This window comes from Lelliottia sp. CFBP8978, assembly GCF_034046055.2.
Classification (GTDB): Bacteria; Pseudomonadota; Gammaproteobacteria; order Enterobacterales; family Enterobacteriaceae; genus Enterobacter.
In genome coordinates, this window is the sequence record NZ_CM188253.1 from 4,151,961 (window position 1) to 4,173,090 (window position 21,130).

Here is a 21,130-nt window from a genome sequence, read left to right on the forward strand (position 1 = left end):
TCACGATTCAACGGCCTCCGCCGCTTGCGCCGGGGGCCGTTTTTTTAAGCGCAAAGTGAGTAACAGCGCCACCGCCACCAGCCCTGCTGCTGCAAGATAGATCACCGGCACGCCTGCCCAGGCCATCAGTATTCCCGCCAGCGGCCCGGTCAATCCCAACGACATATCCATAAAGACCGTATAGGTCGCCAGCGCCGACCCCTGATTTTGCTGCGGGACCGCTTTGACCGCCACCACGCCAAGCGCCGGAAAGACCAGCGAGAACCCGGCGCCCGCCAGGAATACACCCAGTTTTGCCACCCACGGTTCGCTGGCAATACCCGTCAGCAGCAGACCAACAATCTCCACGGCAAAACAGATCATGGCCACGTTCAACCCGCCCAGACGGTTAATTCCGTTCGGGAACAGCAGGCGCGTGCCGACAAACGCACAGCTAAACAGCGTCAGCGCGAAGGCCGCGCCATCCCAGCCTTTTGCATCATAGAACAGGGTGATAAAGGTCGCGATCACCCCAAAGCCCGCCGACGCCAGCGCCAGTGCCATCCCATAGGGCCAGACGCGTCCCAGAACCGCGCGAAACGGCAACGGCTTGCCTTTGCTGGCCTTCACTTTTGGCCGCGGTAACGCCAGCAGGATCGCCACCAGCGCGACGGCCATAATGGTCAATGCCAGACCCTGCAAACCGCCCCACGCGTAGCACAGCACACCCAGCGGCGCGCCGAGCGCCATCGCCCCGTAAGTGACAATCCCGTTCCAGGAAATCACGCGTCCAATATGCGGCGTTCCCACCACACCCACGCCCCACAGCGTGGAGCCGGTTCCCGCCAGGCTTTGCCCTATCCCCAGAATCACACGCCCAAGGCACAGCAGCGTCAGACTGATCATCGGCCAGCCGCTGGTGACGGCGGCCAGAAGATAGCTCAGTCCACTCAGGAAACAGCCGCACAGCCCAACGACGACAATGCTTTTGGGGCCAAACAGATCCGCATAGCGTCCCGACTGGGGACGGCTCAATAGCGTGGCGAAATATTGCAGGCTAATCACCAGCCCCGCCCAGAACGCGCTAAACCCCATCACGTCATGGACATAGCCCGGCAAAACCGCCAGCGGCAGACCGATAGTGAGGTAGCTTGCGAAGTTAAACATGACAACAGAAACAATGCGCAGATTGAGGCGCAATCCGCTGAGCGTCGGTTCGGCGGCAGGTACGGGCATGAATATCACCAGGATTTTTACAACAGTGTTTCACTATTACCACGTCACGAGGTGAAAATCAGCCATGACTTTCAGAATAACAGCGTCAGACGAAGCGCGGCCCACGCACTACACTTAACGGGCACACAACATAAGGAATCAGCATGACACCCACCCAGCCCGATAAAGCGGGTTTACACATTCTTCTTAAGCTCGCCTGTCTGGTGGTGATCCTCGCCGGGATTCATGCCGCTGCGGATATTATCGTGCAGCTGTTGCTGGCACTCTTTTTCGCTATCGTGCTTAACCCGCTCGTCACCTGGTTTATTCGCCGTGGCGTGAAACGGCCGCTGGCTATCACCATCGTGGTGTTGGTGATGCTGATCGTCCTGACCGCACTGGTCGGGGTGCTGGCCGCCTCCCTCAGCGAATTTTCCACCATGCTGCCGAAATACAACAAAGAGCTGACGCGAAAGATCGTCGATCTCCAGGAGATGCTTCCCTTCCTCAACCTGCATATTTCGCCTGAGCGGATGTTGCGACGCATGGACTCTGAAAAAGTCATGACCTTTGCCACCACGCTGATGACCGGGCTTTCCGGCGCGATGGCCAGCGTCTTGCTGCTGGTCATGACGGTGGTATTTATGCTGTTTGAAGTGCGCCACGTGCCGTACAAACTGCGCTTTGCGCTGCACAATCCGCAAATTCATATTGCCGGTTTGCATCGTGCTTTAAAGGGCGTGTCACACTATCTGGCGCTGAAAACGTTACTGAGCTTATGGACCGGGGCGATAGTCTGGCTGGGGCTTGCGCTGATGGACGTACAGTTCGCGTTGATGTGGGGCGTACTGGCGTTTCTGCTGAACTATGTGCCCAATATTGGCGCGGTGCTCTCTGCTGTACCGCCGATGATTCAGGCGTTTCTGTTCAACGGCATTTATGAATGTATGCTGGTCGGCGCGCTGTTTTTGGTGGTGCATATGGTGCTGGGCAACATCGTGGAGCCACGGATGATGGGGCATCGTCTGGGCATGTCGACGATGGTCGTCTTTTTATCGTTACTCATCTGGGGCTGGCTTTTGGGACCGGTGGGTATGTTGCTCTCCGTTCCGCTCACCAGCGTCTGTAAAATCTGGATGGAAACCACCAAAGGCGGCGGCAAACTGGCGATTCTGCTCGGGCCCGGGCGGCCAAAAAGTCGATTGCCCGGTTAATCCCTTCTGCGTTGGCTATTCGCGCAAGCATTGGTTTATAGTAGCGGTTTCGCCGCGTGACTTTGCGAATCCGACTGTTTTTGACTTAAGGCCAGACATCACTATGTACCAGGTTTTTCTGGGAAAAATTTCTACGCTCTGCGCGGACTCATGGGCTTTAGCGCTCGCCGATCAGGCTCCGAAGAGCGCGCAACGCGACCGCTGGCTTGCCGGTCGCGGATTGCTGTCACGGGTGCTTGCGCCGCAAAAGTTGCCGGAAATCGTCTACGGCGAACAGGGCAAACCGGCGTTTGTTGACCACAAGCCGTACTGGTTCAATTTGAGCCACAGCGGTGACGATATCGTTTTACTGATCAGCGACGAAGGCGAAGTGGGCTGCGATATCGAGATTATTCGCCAGCACGATAACTGGAAAGCGCTGGCCAATGCCGTCTTTAGTCAGGGCGAGCATGACGAGCTGGAACGCGAAGCGCCGGAAGCTCAGCTCCCGGCTTTCTGGCGCATCTGGACGCGCAAAGAGGCGATCGTGAAACAGCGCGGCGGCAGCGCCTGGCAAATCGTCAGTATTGATAGCACCTTCAAATCTGCGCTGCATGTCAGCCATTATCAGCATGGCGCACTCAGTCTTGCCGTTTGCACCCCAACGCCGTTTACGCTGCACGCTGACGCCTTAAACATCGTTTAAGGCGCGTCCCTTCGACGAACCTGCAGGGTTACTGCAGGTTTTTAGGGAAATCAGCCGGCAGTTCGCTCGCCGCGCACGCAATCACCTCGTCGTTATCGCGACCGCAATCCCGCACAAAGGTAATGGTCGCAAATTCATCAATCACTTCGGTAGGATACGCCGGACCCGCATCGCGATAAGCATTCATCAGCGGAATATGATCGTTCTGGAAACAAACGGTTTTTTCCGGATTGTTGATAACCCAGCGCGGGAAGAAAATCGTGCCGTGGAAGAGTTTATCGCCCAGATTCACAATCAGGCTGACGTCTGTCCCTGTCGGTTCAGTCCACGAAATTTTATAGGTACTCTCCCCGACGCGCACGATATACGCCTGCTGATCTTTGACCCAACGATTTGCCACAATCCCGCTGTGAATACGGTAATCCAGCGTCGTTTCATTTTTCACATAGATCTCGTAGTTCCAGCCATTATCGTAGGTATAAACCAGATGTTTGCCGACGAAGCCGCTTAAATCATGTTTGTCAAAAGTGTTCATAATGTGTCTCCTTCGTTTTGATGAAGCTATCGTACCCCTTCAAAAAATAGATGAATAACGCTATGTTTTAATCAAATTCATCCACTTTTTAGATATATCATGCACAAAACCACGCTTGAACAATGGACGCTGCTGGAAAAGGTCGTGAGCAGCGGAAGCTTTTCCAGAGCGGCAGAAGAGACCCATCGCAGCCAGTCCTCGGTCAGTTATAACCTGTCGGTGTTGCAGGAGCGGCTCGGCGTGGCACTGCTGGTGCAGGAGGGTCGCCGCGCCGTGCTGACGCCTGAGGGAGAGTGGCTATTGAGCCAGGTCAAACCGCTGCTTAAAGCCTTCTCCTATGTAGAGACGCGTGCCGCAACGCTGAAGAGCGGAATGCGTACGCGCCTCGATCTGGTGGTTGACAGCATCTTTCCGCGACGCCGCCTGTTTGCCATTTTGCGCCAGTTTCAACAACGCTATCCGCAAACGCAGGTTCGCCTGACCGAGGTGCTGGAAAATGCCAGCGATGAGGTTGCCAGCAGCGAAGCCGACGTGATGGTTCTCACCCGCCGCCAGGATATAACCGGGCTGGGGGAGTGGCTGATGAATATTGATTTTGTCGCCGTCGCCCATCGCGATCATCCGCTTTTCGCGCTCGACACGCCGCTGAATGACGAAATGCTGCGCCCCTGGCCACTGATTCAGATCGCCGACAACCATCCCGTCTCACCGTCTGCCAGCGAGGCGTGGACCTTCTCGACCATCGACGCGGCGATTGAGGCCGTGATGTATCAGGTGGGTTACGGCTGGCTGCCGGAGGAACGTATTCACACTCAGCTGGAACAAGGGGTGCTGCGCGTGTTGCCGCTCAGTCACGGAACCCGCCGCGCCACGCCGCTGCACCTGATTGTCAAGCGCACCCTCGCCCCGCTGGACGAACAGGTCGACACGCTGTTGAGCCTCTTTAGCCAACCGCCGGAGTAGGCAACTGCTACGCTTTAAGGTCTGAACTTTCATCACCATAAGGAGCAGACCATGAAAATCGATCTTACGGGGAAAGTCGCGCTGGTGACCGCTTCAACCGGTGGCATTGGATTCGCGATTGCGCGTGGGCTGGCGGAAAGCGGCGCAGAAGTCATTATTAATAGCCGCAGTACCGAGTCGGTCAATAAAGGCATACAACAGCTCCAGCAGGTGGTCCCGGGCGTTGAGGTTCGCGCCGCGATTGCCGATTTGAGCTCGCCTGAAGGGGTTGAGTCGGTGCTGAAAGTGGCAGCGAACGTCGATATTCTGGTGAACAACGCCGGGATTTACGGCCCCGAAGATTTTTACTCCACTGACGACGAGACCTGGAACAACTACTGGCAGACCAACGTGATGTCGGGCGTACGTTTGTCTCGCGCACTGCTGCCGGGCATGGTGCAAAAGGGCTGGGGTCGGGTGGTGTTTATCTCTTCAGAATCGGCCTGCAATATTCCCGCCGATATGATTCATTACGGTGTGACCAAAACGGCGCAGCTTTCGCTCGCGCGGGGCCTGGCAAAATTCGTCGCCGGCAGCGGCGTCACCGTAAACAGCGTGTTGCCTGGCCCGACAATGTCGGATGGGTTTGCCGCGATGATGCAGGACGAGATGGATAAAACCGGAAAATCGCTGGAAACCCTGGCGAAAGAGTTTGTCATGGCCAACCGGCCCGCCTCGATTATCCAGCGGGCCGCCACGGTGGAAGAAGTGGCTAATATGGTGGTCTATGTCTGCTCGCTCCAGGCATCCGCCACCTCCGGCGCGGCGCTGCGCGTCGACGGTGGCGTGGTGGACGATATTATTTAGGCCGCTTCACCCGTCACTCGGCGGGCGGTGATGAAGCGCGAATGCCAGTAATTATTCGCCAGCGTCGATACCGTCACGCCCTGGCTCGTTGAGGCATGAATAAACTGGTGATTGCCAATATAAACCCCCACGTGGCGGCGGTGCGGACCGGTCTGGAAGAAAATCAGATCTCCGGCCTTGAGACGATATTCTGCAACCTGAATCCCGCGGTGGATCTGCTCACCGGTGGTACGCGGTAAGGAAAGCTGCGCCGCGTCGCTAAACAGATGTTGCATCAGCGCAGAGCAATCCACCCCACGATGGGTTGTTCCGCCCCAGACATAATTTGTCCCTTTCCATTTCTGGTATTGCGTCAGAATACGTCCACGCAGCGGGCCGGTATCCTTTTGCTCAAGTGCCGCTTTCGCGGGCGAAACGGAGAGCTGATGACCCTGCGATAACATAGACGCAGGCAGCTGGAAACTGAATGCAGAAAACGAGGTAAAACTGATAAAGAGGAGTGAAATAAGAGATCTAAAAGTCATAACAATTCTAAGCAGTGAGTGAATTTTTCCTTACGGGTGAGGGGGCAATGTTCCCTCTAATCAACTTCTGATGTGGCGATAATATAGACAGCTCACTTTTCATCCAATCATTGCTGTGTCCAAATTGGAACACCCCAGCCGGGTCGCAACTTTGTGAAAAAAATGTGCGTGTTTGCAGGACTGTGAAGCTAAAGCAGGTAAACTAATCAGCAGAATGTGTATTTCAGCTAAGACCTGTTTATGACCAATATGATTGCCGATGAGGCAGTGGCGAAATCCCACGTCCTCTCCGTTTTTGATTTTGACGGAACGTTAACGCTTCACGACAGCTTTATTCCCTTCCTGCGATTTGCTTTTGGGAAACGTTATTTTGCCGGACGCCTGGTGCGCATGGCGCTGCCTACCATCCACTGCGTACGCCGCAAACTGACGCGCGATGAACTCAAAGAAGTGCTAATCAGAACCTTTCTGACCGGGGTGGATGAACGCTGGCTGCGTCAGCAGGCCGAGCTGTTTTGCGAGAAATACTGGAGCAAGCTGATGCGCCCGGCAGGCGTGCTGGCGGTGGCCGCAGAAGTGAATTCCGGTGCAGAAGTCACGATCTGTTCCGCGTCACCGGCGCTGGTGTTGCAGCCCTGGGCCGATAAGCTCGGCATTAAGCTGATCGGCACGCAGCTGGAAGTGGTTGATGGCAAACTCACCGGGCGTATTACCGGTCATAACTGCCGCTGTGGGCAGAAGGTGGCGAGACTCGAGCGCGTCTATGGCAATCTGAACGATTACCATCTGCGCGCCTGGGGCGACACACGAGGCGATCACGAGCTGTTAGCAGCCGCGCAAGATCCGCACTGGCGGCATTTCCATCCGCCCAGAGCGCGGCGCAATTCGCCGATTAAATAAATGCAAAACGGCAACCCCAGGGTTGCCGTTTTTGGTCATTTCACCCTTTCCCACACGGGGAAAGTCGGGGTGACGGCATCAGGCCGTACGCTTGCCCGGGAAAATGACGCTCGCAATAATCCCCAGTGCCAGAACGCCCAGCACCACAAACAGACTCGCGGTTGCTGAAATGCTGAAACCGTGATGCCAGAAGTGGTCGGTGGCATTCAGCCCCAGCTTAAAGGCCACGAAGAACAGCAGCAGCACCACCGATTTCTCCAGATGGACCAGATACTGTTTCAGCGCCTCAAGCACAAAGTAGAGGGTTCGAAGGCCGAGGATCGCAAACATCATCGCACTGTAGATAATCAGCGGTTCGCGGCTGACGGCGATAATCGCGGGTACGGAGTCAAAGGCGAACATCACGTCCGACAGCTCAACCACCGCCACACACAGCAATAGCGGCGTAGCATAGCGTTTGGCTTTTTTTACGCGCCCCACCATCACATCCTGGTTTTCTGGCTTTTCCAGCTCTGCATCCACCTCTTTCTGAGTGAGGATAAACGCATTGCTGCTGATCTTCGGCCAGACAGGATAAAAGCGTTTCACCAGACGATAAGCCAGATGATGGGAATAATCTTCAACCTCATCGCTCTCATCGCGACGCTTAAGCATCATCAGAGCCGTCCAGCCCACCACCAGCGCGAAGATCACTTCAACATAAGGTCCAAGGCTTAACAGGCTGGTGCCGATCGCCACAAAAATGCCGCGGAAGACAATCGCCCCCAGCACGCCCCAGTAGAGCACGCGGTGACGATATTTATCCGGCACGCCAAACCAGGCGAAAATCGCCATCATCACGAACAGGTTATCGACCGAGAGTACCTCTTCCAGCGCATAGCCCGTGAGGAACAGGCTGGCCATCTCCGCGCCGTGATGAACGTACAGGAACCCGGCAAACGCCATCGCCATCATCACCCAGAAAATAGACCACATCGCCGCGCTTTTTAGCGACACAGGTTTGTCGTGACGATGCATGAAGAGGTCGACAAACATCGCCCCTACCGCCATCACCACAAATACAACAACGGTTTCCGTCGGGAAACCGAGATGAGCAGATGCCATTACACAACCCTTTTTAAGAACAAAAAACACACCATGCAGAATCGAAAAAACGAACAAAGTTAAAAGTGGGCTTTTCAGCCCCAAAGAAGTTTATCACCGTCAGGTTGTGACGGGATAAACGATATTATCACTGGCCTTTCGCCTCATCCTCTACCGTGATTTTGTGCGGTTGTTCCAGCACCATGGTTTGAGTCTGGCTCAGACTAATGCCCGCAGCGCGAAGCATTTTGAGGATTTCATACAGCAGGTCGCTGCGCGTTCCGCTGACCATACGCGGGCTATTCACATACCCGGTGACGCTCAGCACAATCCCGTTCGGGCCCAGCTCTTTAAAGCTGACCGACGGCGCAGGGGCTTCCAGAATAGATTCATGCAGAGAATAGGCTTCCAGAAGCAGATTACGCACCTGTTCCGGGTCGATATCCAGCGGGAACGTCAGCGCGATAGTCGCCACCCCCTGTGCATTCCCCATCGTCGCGTTACGCACATTCTGCGAAATTAACTGCGAGTTGGGCACGATCACCGTCGATTTATCGCTAAGCTGAATTTCCGTCGCGCGCACATTGATACGGCGGATATCGCCCTCAACGCCGCTAATACTCACCAAATCGCCGACTTTTACCGGGCGCTCGGTCAGCAGGATCAGGCCGGAGATAAAGTTTTTAACGATCTCCTGCAGGCCAAAACCGATCCCCACTGACAGGGCACTGACGATCCACGCCAGTCTGTTCCACTCAATACCCAGCATCGACAGGGTTAACATGATGAGGAGCACGTAGCCCACGTTGGTGAACAGCGTCACCAACGAGGCGCGAAGGCCCCTGTCCATCATCGTTTTCGGCAGGAATTCATTATCCAGCCAGCGGCGTGAAGAACGTAAAACATACCAACCGATCACCAGGCACAGCACGGCATTAACCGCATGAGCCGGGATGATGTTCATGCTCTCCAGCCCTTTACCGCCCCAGATATCGGCGATTTTACCCACCAGTTCGAGCGGAGTCGTGGTGCCAAACGTGCCGTTGAGCAGCGCCACGGCCGCCATCAGCAGCAGGCTGGTTTTGCCGAGCGCAGAGAATAGAGTGGAGGCCAGAGATAAATGGCGTTCATTCACGCTCAGCGTGCTTTGCAAAATTTTGCCGCTTTGCGTGGTGGGTGAGAACACGGCTTCGCACAGATCCACCACAAAGTGGATAAGCAGATAAAGACAGCTGACGACCAGCCCAATCCACAGCAGCTCGAAGGTGACAAAACGCGCCAGCGGAATATAGCCAATCAGCAGGGCAAGCAGAATGACGAACGCCGTCAGGCTGATAATTAAATGGATAAGGCCCGCCATCGTCGAGCGAGCCTCGGTTTGCTCGCCTTCAGCACGCATTTTACGGCGCATGCGATTGACGCGAACAGGCGCAATCAGGCAATTAATAGCCACCAGCAAAGCCGACAGTCCGTTACCGAAAAGCGTGACGGCAATGCTCGCCCCGACCAGTGAGTTTAGCTGCTCGATAATGCCAAAAATAAAAATGAACGCCGCAAGGAGAATCGGGAACGAAGCGAGCGTTTTCGCCAGCGGATCGGCTATGCCCGGTAAACGCCAGGAAGGATGGCTATTCGACAGCAGCGCAATACCCAGTCCGGCAATCACCGCCGAGAAATAGGTGAGCTCCACCAGCTGTTCAGCAAACTCCGTCACTAGCTGGGTCGCATCCGGCAAACGCGTAAAGGTATAGCACAGCAACTGCATACTGATACCCAGCGTCAACGTGGTACTCAGCGTGGTGAAGCAGGCCAGGAAACTGCGGCGAAAACGCCCCTGAGGGAGCCAGCGTGGCAGTATCCAGTTCATTGGTTTATCCAGCGCTTTACGCCCAAACAGACCAATAACCAGCGCAAGCAGGAGATAGAATCCGGAGCCGATGTACCAGTCCTCTTCCCATGCCTGATCCCAGGCCTTACCAATCTGCGCGCCGAAATTATCAAAACGCTGCGAATCTTCTTCGCTCGGGGAGATCAGCGGTGACCAGAATTTCTCACCCAAAATACTGCCGGTATTCAGGGCTATCTGCGTCTTAAGCGCATCACGACGCAAGCCATAGATTTGGGTCGACAGATTTTGAGCATTAACGGCAATGGCTTTGATCTGTTCGATCTGCGTAGTCAGCAAATTTTTGCTGTTATTGAGCTGCTTACGCTGATTTATCACCTGCGCCGTTTCAGTCACCGTGCCAGGAGCGGGAGCCGGGCCTAAAACGTCAAGCTGGGCCTGAATCTGCGTCAATTGGGGTGCGAGGAGCACCGCCAGTTTATTGGCATCCTCGGCGAGTTTGAGAGCATCGTCATTCAGCGCGGTGAATTTTTTGTCCGTTTTCACGGACGAAACCTGCTGCTTGAGCGCGTCCAGGCGTTTTTGCAGCGCGGGCAAGGCCGTGCTGACGTTAACCTTTACGGGCTGTTCCGCAGCGGTTTGCGAGGGGCTGTCGTCCGCCTGAGAGAGAAAAGGCGTCATCATCAGACATGACAACAATGCCAGTAGCAGTGGCATTCTTAACATTTTTTGCATAGTAAGGTGATATCCGGGAATTCGAAAATTGACGATGCACAACAGATCGCTAAGGATACCTGTTAATCGCAGGAAGAATAGCGGGATTATCCCTATAAAGCAGGGCAACAGCCCGATATGCCTCCGGGCTGTTTTCTCGAATTAGCTTACTCTGTCAGCGCCTGCGCGCAAGCCCAGGCGCTCGCCCAGGCCCACTGGAAATTATACCCGCCCAGCCAACCGGTGACGTCCATCACTTCGCCAATAAAATAGAGCCCAGGCACGTTGCGCGCCTCCATGGTACGGGACGAGAGTTCGTCGGTATCCACGCCGCCCAGCGTCACTTCCGCCGTGCGATAGCCTTCGGTGCCGTTCGGCTGTACGCGCCAGTTTGTCAGCGTCTCAACCAACGCCTGCTGATCGCGCACGTTGAGCTGTTTCAGCGTCACATCCGGGATTTGCCCGAGCAGTTGCAGACACTCAATCAGGCGCTTCGGCAACTGCATCGCCAGCGTGTTTTTCAGGCTTTGATTCGGATGTGCCGCGCGCTGTTCATCCAGGAAACTCGCCAGATCGCAATCGGGTAGCAGATTGACGGTCACAAACTCGCCTGGCTGCCAGTAGCTGGAGATTTGTAATACCGCCGGACCAGACAGGCCGCGATGGGTAAAAAGCAGGTTTTCGCGGAAAACGGTGCCGTCTTCCGCGGTAATGGTAGACGCCACCGAGATGCCGGAAAGCGTCTGAAGTTGCTCCAGCAGCGGTTTGTGCAGAGTGAACGGCACCAGTCCTGCGCGGGTTGGCAGTACCTTGAGGCCAAACTGTTCGGCAATCTTATAGCCAAAAGGCGTCGCGCCCAGCCCTGGCATCGACAGGCCACCGCTGGCAATCACCAGCTTGTCTGCGCTCACCGTGTCACCGTTCAGTTCAAGCGTATAGCCGCTCTCATCACGGGCAACATTCAGCACTTCGGTGCGCAGACGCATTATCACGCCGCCTTTTTCGCACTCCGCCACCAGCATATCGACAATCTGCTGCGCGGACTCATCGCAAAAGAGCTGACCCAGCGTTTTTTCGTGCCAGGCAATTCCGTGTTTATTCACCAGATCGAGAAAATCCCACTGGGTATAACGCGCCAGGGCAGATTTGCAAAAATGCCGGTTTTGGCTCAAATAGGCCGCGGGTTCGACATACATGTTAGTAAAGTTGCAGCGACCCCCGCCAGACATCAGGATCTTGCGTCCAGGCTTCTTGCCATTATCCAGCAACAGCACGCGACGACCCGCCTGTCCGGCCATTGCCGCACAGAACATTCCCGCCGCACCGGCGCCAATAATTACGGCATCAAACCTTTCCACGTCATAAATCCTCTTGTTTAACCGGCGCGAATTGTAAAGTTTCCTATGTGGTCACACCAGCGTAAAAATCCCATATAGCTGTCATTTATTTGAAATATAAAATATATTTCTTTACCAGACGCCGACAAAGCAGAGGTTATATCAAAAAAAAGCTATATTTCACTTTGCCCGTTGCGCATTTGTCCTGGATAATGCGCCGCGTTCATGTCCTCCAAAATGGCGTAACGTCCTATGCTACATTTGTTTGCTGGTCTGGATTTACATACCGGGCTTTTACTATTGCTTGCTCTGGCATTTGTACTGTTTTACGAAGCTATCAATGGCTTCCACGACACTGCGAACGCAGTAGCAACGGTTATCTACACTCGCGCAATGCGATCGCAAGTTGCGGTTGTTATGGCGGCGGTATTTAACTTCTTTGGTGTTCTCCTCGGCGGTCTAAGCGTAGCCTACGCCATCGTGCATATGCTACCGACGGATCTCCTTCTGAACGTCAGTTCAGGCCATGGCCTCGCTATGGTGTTTTCAATGCTGCTCGCCGCGATTATCTGGAACCTCGGTACCTGGTATTTCGGTCTGCCTGCATCCAGTTCTCATACACTGATCGGCGCGATTATTGGCATCGGGTTAACCAACGCCCTGATGACCGGTACGTCTGTGGTTGATGCGCTGAACATTCCAAAAGTTATCGGGATTTTCGGTTCCTTAATTATCTCTCCTATTGTGGGTCTGGTCGTTGCGGGTGGATTGATTTTCATCCTGCGCCGTTACTGGAGCGGAACCAAAAAACGCGCCCGTATTCACCTGACGCCGGCAGAGCGTGAAAAGAAAGACGGCAAGAAAAAGCCGCCATTCTGGACCCGTATTGCGCTGATCATTTCCGCTATCGGCGTCGCCTTCTCTCACGGCGCGAACGACGGTCAGAAAGGTATTGGCCTGGTCATGCTGGTATTGATTGGTGTGGCGCCAGCTGGCTTCGTGGTCAACATGAATGCATCTGGCTACGAAATTACCCGTACCCGCGATGCCGTCAATAACGTGGAAGTTTACTTCCAGCAGCACCCTGAGCTTCTGAAGAAAGCGACGGGCGTTGACCAGTTGATTCCGTCTCCGGAAGCTGGCGCGGCCACTGCGCCAGGCGAGTTCCACTGCCACCCGGCAAATGCGATTAACGCGCTGGAACGCGCTAAAGGCATGCTGGGCGATATCGAAAGCTACGAGAAACTCAGTGTCGAACAGCGCGGTCAGCTGCGTCGTATCATGCTTTGCATCTCTGATGTGACCGATAAAGTCGCGAAGCTGCCAGAAGTGAGTTCCGACGACCAGCGTCTGCTGAAGAAACTGAAGGGCGATATGCTCAATACCATTGAGTACGCGCCAATCTGGATCATCATGGCCGTTGCACTGGCGTTAGGTATCGGTACGATGATTGGCTGGCGCCGCGTGGCGACAACCATCGGTGAGAAGATCGGTAAGAAAGGCATGACGTATGCGCAAGGTATGTCCGCGCAGATGACAGCCGCCGTCTCTATCGGTCTGGCAAGCTACACCGGGATGCCGGTGTCCACCACTCACGTACTCTCCTCGTCCGTAGCGGGTACCATGATTGTTGATGGCGGCGGTCTGCAGCGTAAAACCGTCACCAACATTCTCATGGCCTGGGTCTTTACGCTCCCGGCGTCGATTCTGCTTTCAGGTGGTCTGTACTGGATTTCACTGAAGCTGATTTAATTAGCGTGCAGAAATGAAAAAGCGGGTCAGGAAACTGACCCGCTTTTTTTATGCTCTTGCCTTGAATACCCTCCACAACACACCTAAAGCATAAGGATAATCTGAGCTTTTTTTGTACAGAATCTGGAGTCGTGAACAGCCTATTCTTCTGAGTGAAAGCGTAAACCACTTAAGGATGAGATGAGGAATAATGGTTATTAAATGGATACACCGACTCGTAACGCTTTTACTGCTTGTTCTTGTGACAGCACTTTTATGGCTCAATTATCCGCCTGATACTCGCGAAAGCGATGAGCTCCAGAGAACCTATAAGCTCTCTGATAACGTCTGGCTTTATATGACCGTGAACAGCAGTGGCGGCGCAACGGTGTCAACACGATACCGTTATTATCTGTCTAAAGAGATCCCTGGCAAAGAGAGGGAGATTATCAAGCAATTAAATACGATGACGCCTTTTCTTGAAGGTACGGGCAGCATTACTGATGCCCACGTTGAAAAAGACGGAGAGGTCAACATTGCCTATAGCGGGCAAGTATTCTCACTGCGCGACACTGTTTCTGATCTCCGGTTTACGGTGACCCCCTGATGGCAGGATGGCGGGTATTATCCCCGCCCCCTGCTCACCTCAGTGCCAAATCATTAATGCGACCATACTCACGACCACCAGCCCGCACAGGGCGCTGGTTAACAGGAACTGACGACGAAGGCGCTCGCAACGACGAATAAACTCGTCGTCATGATGATCGCGATAGCGCTGGGCGTAGATATACCACACCAGACGCATCTGTTTGCTGGGCTGTCCATGCGAGGTGAAGAAACCACCACCATCCACATACTGATAAAGCAACGGATCGCAACCACGAAGTACCACTAATAGCGCGCGTAACGATGAGAAGTAGCGCGCCATATTCACTATGCAAACCACACATAACGCCCAAAACAATGCGACGGTGCTAATCATACTTCCTCCCCGGCGTCCGCCCACGAAGCAAGGCTTCTGGACAACCGCACCCCAATGCCCTGACAGACAGTTCAGTGAAAGAATGACGAAAGTCGATCGGGTTCACGTTTTCATATCCGAACGGCTCATTAAATAGTGTAGGAGATCCCTTAATTTTTTTGCCACAAGGTTAATCGTTATCAACACCAAAGCTTGATAAATTTGTTGAACTGAGCCGTAATGAAGACAGAAAGACGACGGCTTAACCGATAGTCATCGATAACTTAAGGAAGGAGTAACACTATGGCTTACAAACATATTCTCATCGCGGTAGACCTCTCCCCGGAGAGCAAAGTGCTGGTTGATAAAGCGGTATCCATGGCACGCCCATACAACGCGAAAGTTTCTCTGATTCACGTTGATGTGAATTACTCCGATCTCTATACCGGTCTTATCGACGTCAATCTTGGCGATATGCAGAAACGTATCTCCGAAGAGACTCACCATGCGCTGTCTGAGCTTTCTACAAATGCAGGCTACCCGATTACCGAAACCTTAAGCGGCAGCGGCGATTTGGGTCAGGTGCTGGTTGATGCGATCAAGAAATACGACATGGACCTGGTCGTTTGCGGCCATCACCAGGATTTCTGGAGCAAACTGATGTCCTCAGCGCGTCAGCTGATCAACACCGTTCACGTTGATATGTTGATTGTGCCGCTGCGTGATGAAGAAGACGAGTAAGCGGTAAATTTCCCCTCACCCCGGCCCTCTCCCCAAAGGGGCGAGGGGGAAAAAGAAGGCTCCGTACAATCCCCTCTCCCCTATGGGGCCAGGGGGAAAAAGAAGGCTCCGAGCAATCCCCTCTCCCCAAAGGGGCCAGGAGGAAAGCAGGCGCCGTACAATCCCCTCTCCCCTGTGGGGCCAGGGGGAAAGCAGGCTCCGTGCAATCCCCTCTCCCCTATGGGGCCAGGGGGAAAGCAGGCTCCGTGCAATCCCCTCTCCCCTATGGGGCCAGGGGGAAAGCAGGCTCCGTGCAATCCCCTCTCCCCTGTGGGGCCAGGGGGAAAGCAGGCTCCGTGCAATCCCCTCTCCCCTATGGGGCCAGGGGGAAAGCAGGCTCCGTGCAATCCCCTCTCCCCTGTGGGGAGAGGGTTAGGGTGAGGGGACCAGACCGCACTATTCCGGCGTCCCGGAATAAATATCAAACCGATGCCCCTTCGTAACCACCGCATTGGTCGTGGCGACGTCCGCCAGCGGCGGTGCATAGTCCGGGCGCTTCACCACTACCCGTTTTGTCGCCAGCTTTCGCGCCGGTTCCAGTAATCCGTCAGCGTCTAAATCCGGTCCCACCAACGACTGAAACACCCGCATCTCCTTCTTCACCAGCGCACTCTTCTGCTTGTGCGGGAACATCGGATCGAGATAGACCACCTGCGGGCGGGGTGTGATATCCGTCAGCGCCGTCAGACTTGACGCGTGGATCAGCGTTAAACGCGCCTGCAACCATGGTCCGATGTCCGGATCGGCATAGCCACGCGCCAGACCATCGTCAAGGAGCGCGGCGACCACCGGATTACGCTCCAGCATCCGCACGCGGCAACCTACTGACGCCAGCACAAACGCATCCCGACCAAGACCAGCCGTGGCATCCACCACATCCGGCAGATAACTGCCCTTCACGCCGACCGCCTTCGCGACGGCTTCACCGCGGCCACCGCCAAATTTACGCCGATGGGCCATCGCGCCACCGACAAAATCGACATAGATACCGCCAAGCTTTGGCTCATCACGTTTGCGCAGCTCAAGATGCGTTGTCGTCATCACCAGCGCCATCGGGTTATCGGCATCGTGTTCCAGCGCCCAACGGGCCGCAAGAACAGATAAGGCGCCGTCTCCGGCGCCTGACTCATCTACTAAACAGATTTTCACGTACGCTTCAGCCCTTGATGCCGTAATGCTCAAGCATCGCATCCAGCTGCGGCTCGCGGCCACGGAAGCGTTTGAACAGCTCCATCGGCTCTTCAGAACCGCCGCGCGTCAGGATGTTATCGAGGAACGACTGGCCCGTATCACGGTTAAAGATCCCTTCCTCTTCGAAGCGAGAGAAGGCATCTGCTGCCAGCACGTCGGCCCACAGGTAGCTGTAGTAACCCGCCGCATAACCGCCGGCGAAGATGTGGCTAAAGGCATGCGGGAAGCGTCCCCAGGACGGCCCAGGGATGAGCGCAACCTGCTTCTTGATCTCGGCCAGCGTTTCAAGAATTTTCGCCCCCTGCTCCGGACTAAACTCCGCATGCAGGCGGAAATCGAACAGACCAAACTCCAGCTGACGCAGGATAAACATCGCTGCCTGATAGTTTTTCGCTGCCAGCATTTTATCCAGCAACGCCTTCGGCAGCGGCTCGCCGGTTTCATAGTGACCGGAGATAAACGCCAGCGCGTCCGGCTCCCAGCACCAGTTTTCCATAAACTGGCTCGGCAGCTCCACCGCATCCCACGGCACACCGCTGATCCCGGAGACGCCCGCCGCTTCGATACGCGTCAGCATATGATGCAGACCGTGGCCAAACTCGTGGAACAGGGTGATCACTTCGTCATGTGTAAACAGCGCCGGTTTGCCGTTCACCGGGCGGTTGAAGTTACAGGTCAGGTAAGCGACAGGCTTTTGCAGCGAGCCATCGGCTTTGCGCATCTGGCCGACACAGTCGTCCATCCACGCACCGCCGCGTTTGTTTTCACGCGCATACAGGTCCAGATAGAAACTGCCGCGCAGCTCGTTTTTCTCATCATACAGCTCGAAGAAGCGCACTTCCGGATGCCACACGTCCACATCGTGACGCTCTTTGGCAGTGATGCCATAAATGCGTTTCACCACTTCGAACAGGCCGTTAACGGCTTTGTTTTCAGGGAAATATGGGCGAAGCTGTTCGTCGCTGATGCTGTAAAGATGCTGTTTCTGTTTTTCGCTGTAGTAAGCGATATCCCACGGCTGCAGGTCGTCGACGCCACATTCTGCTTTCGCGAAGGCACGCAGCTCGGCCAGCTCTTTTTCGCCCTGCGGACGGGCGCGTTTTGCCAGATCGGTTAAGAAATCAAGCACCTGCTGCGGATTCTCGGCCATTTTGGTGGCGAGCGATTTATCAGCATAGCTGTCAAAACCGAGCAACTGTGCCAGCTCATGACGCAGCGCGAGGATTTCCGCCATGACCGGGCTGTTATCCCATTTGCCGGCATTCGGTCCCTGGTCAGATGCGCGAGTGCTGTAAGCACGATACATCTCTTCGCGCAGCGCCTGGTTGTCGCAGTACGTCATCACCGGCAGATAGCTTGGGATATCCAGCGTCAGCAGCCAGCCCTCTTGTTCTTTCGCTTCGGCCTGCGCTTTGGCAGCCGCCAGCGCACTTTCTGGCATACCGGCCAGTTCGGACTCATCGGTGATCAGTTTTGACCAGCCCATCGTCGCGTCGAGCACGTTGTTGCTGTACTGATTGCCGAGCTCCGAGAGACGGGCAGCGATTTCGCCGTAGCGCTGCTGCTTCTCTTTTGGCAGGCCGATCCCTGACAGCTCGAAATCACGCAGCGCGTTATCCACCGCTTTCTTCTGCGCAGTATCCAGTTTTGCGTAGTTTTCGCCGTCGCGCAGATCGCGATAGGCGTTGTACAGCCCTTCGTGTTGGCCGACCCAGGTGCTGTACTCGGAGAGCAGCGGCAGGGTTTGTTCATAGGCTTCGCGCAGTTCAGGACTGTTTTTCACCGAATTCAGGTGGCTCACCGGCGAAAAAATACGGCCGAGCACGTCATCCACTTCAGCCAGTTGCTGACACAGATTTTCCCATGTGTACGGCGCGCCCTGTGCAACCACACGCTCAACCGCTTCGCGACAGTTATCCAGCGACTGAGTAACAGCCGGGACCACGTGTTCAGGAAGTATTTTAGAAAACGGCGGCAAGGAGAAAGGCGTCAGTAATGGATTGGTCATAAGCGCTGTCCTGTTGAATAAGGTGAATGTAGCGCGCATCCGGCGCTGGGCATATTGTTCCAGTAATGGGGATAAGTGTAGTGAATTTCAATCCCAGGCGTTGCGCTTTCGCGGCGGCGGGGACTTTTCTGTATACTGTGTCGATACGCTTTTTTTTGCCGGACCGCACACAGCGATCCTGGCCTACGCTTCACTACTGGAACACGTTTACCCATGCTCAGTTATCGCCACAGCTTCCACGCGGGCAACCACGCCGATGTCCTCAAACACACCGTTCAGAGCCTGATTATTGAGTCTCTGAAAGAGAAAGATAAGCCGTTTCTCTATCTGGACACCCACGCGGGCGCCGGCCGCTATCAGTTAAGCAGCCAGCACGCTGAGCGTACCGGCGAATATCTCGAAGGCATCGCCCGTATCTGGCAACAGGACGATCTTCCTGCTGAACTGGAGCCTTACATCAGCGTGGTACAGCACTTCAACCGCAGCGGCCAGTTGCGCTACTACCCGGGTTCTCCGCTGATTGCTCGCCAGCTGCTGCGCGAACAGGACAGCCTGCAGTTAACCGAACTGCACCCGAGCGATTTCCCGCTGCTGCGTTCTGAATTTCAGAAAGATGAGCGCGCACGCGTGGAAAAATCAGACGGTTATCAGCAGCTTAAAGCTAAATTGCCGCCGGTTTCCCGTCGCGGCCTGGTGCTGATCGACCCGCCATATGAAATCAAAACCGACTATCAGGCCGTCGTGACCGGCATCAACGAAGGCTACAAGCGCTTCGCCACCGGCACTTACGCGCTGTGGTATCCGGTGGTTCTGCGTGCGCAAATTAAACGCATGATCAAAGAGCTGGAAGCCACCGGTATTCGCAAAATCATGCAGATCGAACTGGCGGTGCGCCCGGACAGCGATCAGCGCGGCATGACCGCCTCTGGCATGATTGTAATTAACCCGCCGTGGAAACTCGAAGCACAGATGAACAACGTGCTGCCATGGCTGCACAAAACGCTGGTACCGAGTGGTCATGGCCACGCGACCGTCAGTTGGATCGTGCCTGAGTAATCGCAGTCATTGGTGGAACCAATTGATTTCAGGTATACAATCGCGGCAATTAACGATTAAGGAAGAAGCTATGAGCAAGCATTATGACTACATCGCCATCGGTGGCGGCAGCGGCGGCATCGCCTCTATTAACCGTGCAGCCATGTACGGCCAAAAATGTGCGCTGATTGAAGCCAAAGAGCTGGGCGGCACCTGCGTTAACGTCGGTTGTGTACCGAAAAAAGTGATGTGGCATGCCGCGCAAATCCGCGAAGCCATCCATATGTACGGCCCGGATTACGGCTTTGACACCACCATCAATCACTTCGACTGGGATAAGCTGATCGCCAGCCGTACCGCCTACATCGACCGTATCCATACCTCATACGACAACGTACTGGGTAAAAACAATGTCGATGTGATCCGCGGTTTTGCGCGTTTCGTCGATGCGAAGACGATCGAAGTGAACGGCGAGACGATCACTGCCGATCATATTCTGATCGCCACCGGTGGACGTCCGAGCCATCCGGATATTCCCGGCGTTGAGTACGGTATCGACTCTGACGGCTTCTTCGAACTGCCTGCCCTGCCAAAACGCGTGGCGGTTGTCGGTGCGGGTTACATCGCCGTTGAACTGGCTGGCGTGATTAACGGCCTGGGGGCCGAAGCGCATCTTTTCGTGCGTAAACACGCGCCGCTGCGCAGCTTCGATCCGCTGATCGTGGAGACGCTGGTTGAAGTGATGAACGCCGAAGGGCCAAAACTGCACATCAACGCGGTGCCGAAAGCAGTCATTAAAAATGCCGACGGCAGCCTGACGCTGGAGCTGGAAGATGGACGCAGTCAGACCGTCGATTGCCTGATTTGGGCGATTGGCCGCGAACCGGCTAACGACAACTTTAATCTGGCCGTTACCGGGGTGAAAACCAACGATAAAGGCTACATCGACGTCGATAAATTCCAGAACACGAACGTCCCGGGCATTTACGCCGTGGGCGATAACACCGGTGCGGTTGAGCTGACCCCGGTGGCGGTTGCCGCGGGCCGTCGTTTGTCTGAACGCCTGTTCAACAACAAGCCCGATGAGCATCTCGACTACAGCAATATCCCGACCGTCGTCTTCAGCCACCCGCCGATTGGCACTGTCGGTTTAACCGAACCGCAGGCGCGCGAGCAATACGGCGACGACCAGGTGAAAGCGTACAAATCGTCCTTTACCGCGATGTATACCGCTGTCACGTCTCATCGTCAGCCGTGCCGCATGAAGCTGGTCTGCGTGGGCCCGGAAGAGAAAATTGTCGGTATTCACGGCATCGGCTTTGGCATGGACGAGATCCTGCAGGGCTTTGCGGTCGCGCTGAAAATGGGTGCAACCAAAAAAGACTTCGACAACACCGTGGCCATCCACCCGACGGCTGCAGAAGAATTTGTTACCATGCGCTAAGCATCATGCCCCTCTTTTGAGGGGCATTTTTTTAACATTCATAAATCGTTGCAAAACGAATGCTCTGAATTTCGCCCTACGACCTTTCGCTTAAATTTCTGGCGAATAAATTAAAAATCAAAAAGATAGCGCCGTTCGT

Annotated in this window: 18 protein-coding genes and 1 pseudogene; 10 read left to right on the plus strand and 9 right to left on the minus strand. The window is 55.0% G+C overall.

The features are described from left to right. Window positions 1-1,249, minus strand: a pseudogene (locus SOM82_RS19565) (MFS transporter). A gap of 109 nt (window positions 1,250-1,358) precedes the next feature. On the opposite strand from SOM82_RS19565, the gene SOM82_RS19570 reads away from it, so the two are divergent. Together SOM82_RS19570 and acpT are read left to right on the plus strand one after the other, a co-directional pair. Next, the gene (locus tag SOM82_RS19570) at window positions 1,359-2,408 is read left to right on the plus strand and encodes an AI-2E family transporter (protein WP_154128138.1); all 1,050 of its coding nucleotides are present in this window, start codon (window positions 1,359-1,361) and stop codon (window positions 2,406-2,408) included. Between the two features lie 103 nt (window positions 2,409-2,511). Continuing rightward, window positions 2,512-3,093, plus strand: a complete 582-nt coding sequence (acpT, locus tag SOM82_RS19575; RefSeq protein ID WP_320461007.1) for a 4'-phosphopantetheinyl transferase AcpT — start codon at window positions 2,512-2,514, stop codon at window positions 3,091-3,093. 28 nt (window positions 3,094-3,121) lie between these two features. Here acpT and SOM82_RS19580 read toward each other — a convergent pair whose 3' ends face one another. Continuing rightward, window positions 3,122-3,631 carry a phenolic acid decarboxylase gene (locus tag SOM82_RS19580; protein WP_320461035.1) on the minus strand — a complete coding sequence of 170 codons (510 nt, stop codon included), beginning with the start codon at window positions 3,629-3,631 and terminating at the stop codon, window positions 3,122-3,124. A 96-nt stretch (window positions 3,632-3,727) separates the two neighbouring features. Between SOM82_RS19580 and SOM82_RS19585 the strand changes: the two genes are divergently transcribed. Together SOM82_RS19585 and SOM82_RS19590 are read left to right on the plus strand one after the other, a co-directional pair. After that, entirely contained in the window at window positions 3,728-4,591 is an 864-nt protein-coding gene (locus SOM82_RS19585; RefSeq protein ID WP_154128143.1) for a LysR family transcriptional regulator, read from the plus strand. Between the two features lie 51 nt (window positions 4,592-4,642). Further along, entirely contained in the window at window positions 4,643-5,437 is a 795-nt protein-coding gene (locus SOM82_RS19590) for an SDR family NAD(P)-dependent oxidoreductase (protein ID WP_320461008.1), read from the plus strand. On the opposite strand, the gene SOM82_RS19595 is transcribed toward SOM82_RS19590, so the two are convergent. Next, complete coding sequence (locus tag SOM82_RS19595) at window positions 5,434-5,961, minus strand: NlpC/P60 family protein (RefSeq protein WP_320461009.1); 528 nt, start codon at window positions 5,959-5,961, stop codon at window positions 5,434-5,436. The two genes, SOM82_RS19590 and SOM82_RS19595, sit on opposite strands and share 4 nt — an antisense overlap. Window positions 5,962-6,201: 240 nt before the next feature. On the opposite strand from SOM82_RS19595, the gene SOM82_RS19600 reads away from it, so the two are divergent. Further along, window positions 6,202-6,861, plus strand: coding sequence for an HAD family hydrolase (locus SOM82_RS19600; RefSeq protein WP_154128146.1), 660 nt, complete (start codon window positions 6,202-6,204; stop codon window positions 6,859-6,861). Window positions 6,862-6,939: 78 nt separating this feature from the next. Here the strand turns inward: SOM82_RS19600 and SOM82_RS19605 are convergent, their stop codons facing one another. The 3 genes from SOM82_RS19605 to SOM82_RS19615 all read right to left on the minus strand — a co-directional run bounded on the left by SOM82_RS19605 (window position 6,940) and on the right by SOM82_RS19615 (window position 11,862). Further along, window positions 6,940-7,965 carry a TerC/Alx family metal homeostasis membrane protein gene (locus tag SOM82_RS19605; protein WP_320461010.1) on the minus strand — a complete coding sequence of 342 codons (1,026 nt, stop codon included), beginning with the start codon at window positions 7,963-7,965 and terminating at the stop codon, window positions 6,940-6,942. A 127-nt stretch (window positions 7,966-8,092) separates the two neighbouring features. Beyond that, window positions 8,093-10,525: a DUF3772 domain-containing protein gene (locus SOM82_RS19610; RefSeq protein ID WP_320461011.1), complete on the minus strand. Its 2,433-nt coding sequence runs from the start codon at window positions 10,523-10,525 to the stop codon at window positions 8,093-8,095. A 146-nt stretch (window positions 10,526-10,671) separates the two neighbouring features. Next, window positions 10,672-11,862, minus strand: a complete 1,191-nt coding sequence (locus SOM82_RS19615; RefSeq protein ID WP_320461012.1) for a BaiN/RdsA family NAD(P)/FAD-dependent oxidoreductase — start codon at window positions 11,860-11,862, stop codon at window positions 10,672-10,674. A gap of 231 nt (window positions 11,863-12,093) precedes the next feature. On the opposite strand from SOM82_RS19615, the gene pitA reads away from it, so the two are divergent. After that, entirely contained in the window at window positions 12,094-13,593 is a 1,500-nt protein-coding gene (pitA, locus tag SOM82_RS19620) for an inorganic phosphate transporter PitA (protein WP_154128149.1), read from the plus strand. A gap of 190 nt (window positions 13,594-13,783) precedes the next feature. Next, a complete protein-coding gene (locus tag SOM82_RS19625; RefSeq protein ID WP_320461013.1) occupies window positions 13,784-14,179 on the plus strand; it encodes a hypothetical protein in 396 nt (131 codons plus the stop codon). A gap of 39 nt (window positions 14,180-14,218) precedes the next feature. Here the strand turns inward: SOM82_RS19625 and uspB are convergent, their stop codons facing one another. Then, window positions 14,219-14,554, minus strand: coding sequence for a universal stress protein UspB (gene uspB, locus SOM82_RS19630; RefSeq protein ID WP_154128153.1), 336 nt, complete (start codon window positions 14,552-14,554; stop codon window positions 14,219-14,221). Window positions 14,555-14,836: 282 nt separating this feature from the next. Between uspB and uspA the strand changes: the two genes are divergently transcribed. Further along, entirely contained in the window at window positions 14,837-15,274 is a 438-nt protein-coding gene (uspA, locus tag SOM82_RS19635) for a universal stress protein UspA (protein ID WP_003861223.1), read from the plus strand. A gap of 435 nt (window positions 15,275-15,709) precedes the next feature. On the opposite strand, the gene rsmJ is transcribed toward uspA, so the two are convergent. Together rsmJ and prlC are read right to left on the minus strand one after the other, a co-directional pair. Then, complete coding sequence (gene rsmJ, locus SOM82_RS19640) at window positions 15,710-16,462, minus strand: 16S rRNA (guanine(1516)-N(2))-methyltransferase RsmJ (protein WP_320461014.1); 753 nt, start codon at window positions 16,460-16,462, stop codon at window positions 15,710-15,712. A 7-nt stretch (window positions 16,463-16,469) separates the two neighbouring features. Further along, the gene (gene prlC / locus SOM82_RS19645; protein ID WP_154128157.1) at window positions 16,470-18,512 is read right to left on the minus strand and encodes an oligopeptidase A; all 2,043 of its coding nucleotides are present in this window, start codon (window positions 18,510-18,512) and stop codon (window positions 16,470-16,472) included. A 213-nt stretch (window positions 18,513-18,725) separates the two neighbouring features. Between prlC and SOM82_RS19650 the strand changes: the two genes are divergently transcribed. Further along, complete coding sequence (locus tag SOM82_RS19650; protein WP_154128159.1) at window positions 18,726-19,568, plus strand: 23S rRNA (adenine(2030)-N(6))-methyltransferase RlmJ; 843 nt, start codon at window positions 18,726-18,728, stop codon at window positions 19,566-19,568. A 70-nt stretch (window positions 19,569-19,638) separates the two neighbouring features. Continuing rightward, window positions 19,639-20,991, plus strand: a complete 1,353-nt coding sequence (gorA, locus tag SOM82_RS19655) for a glutathione-disulfide reductase (RefSeq protein ID WP_320461015.1) — start codon at window positions 19,639-19,641, stop codon at window positions 20,989-20,991. Window positions 20,992-21,130: the final 139 nt, after the last annotated feature.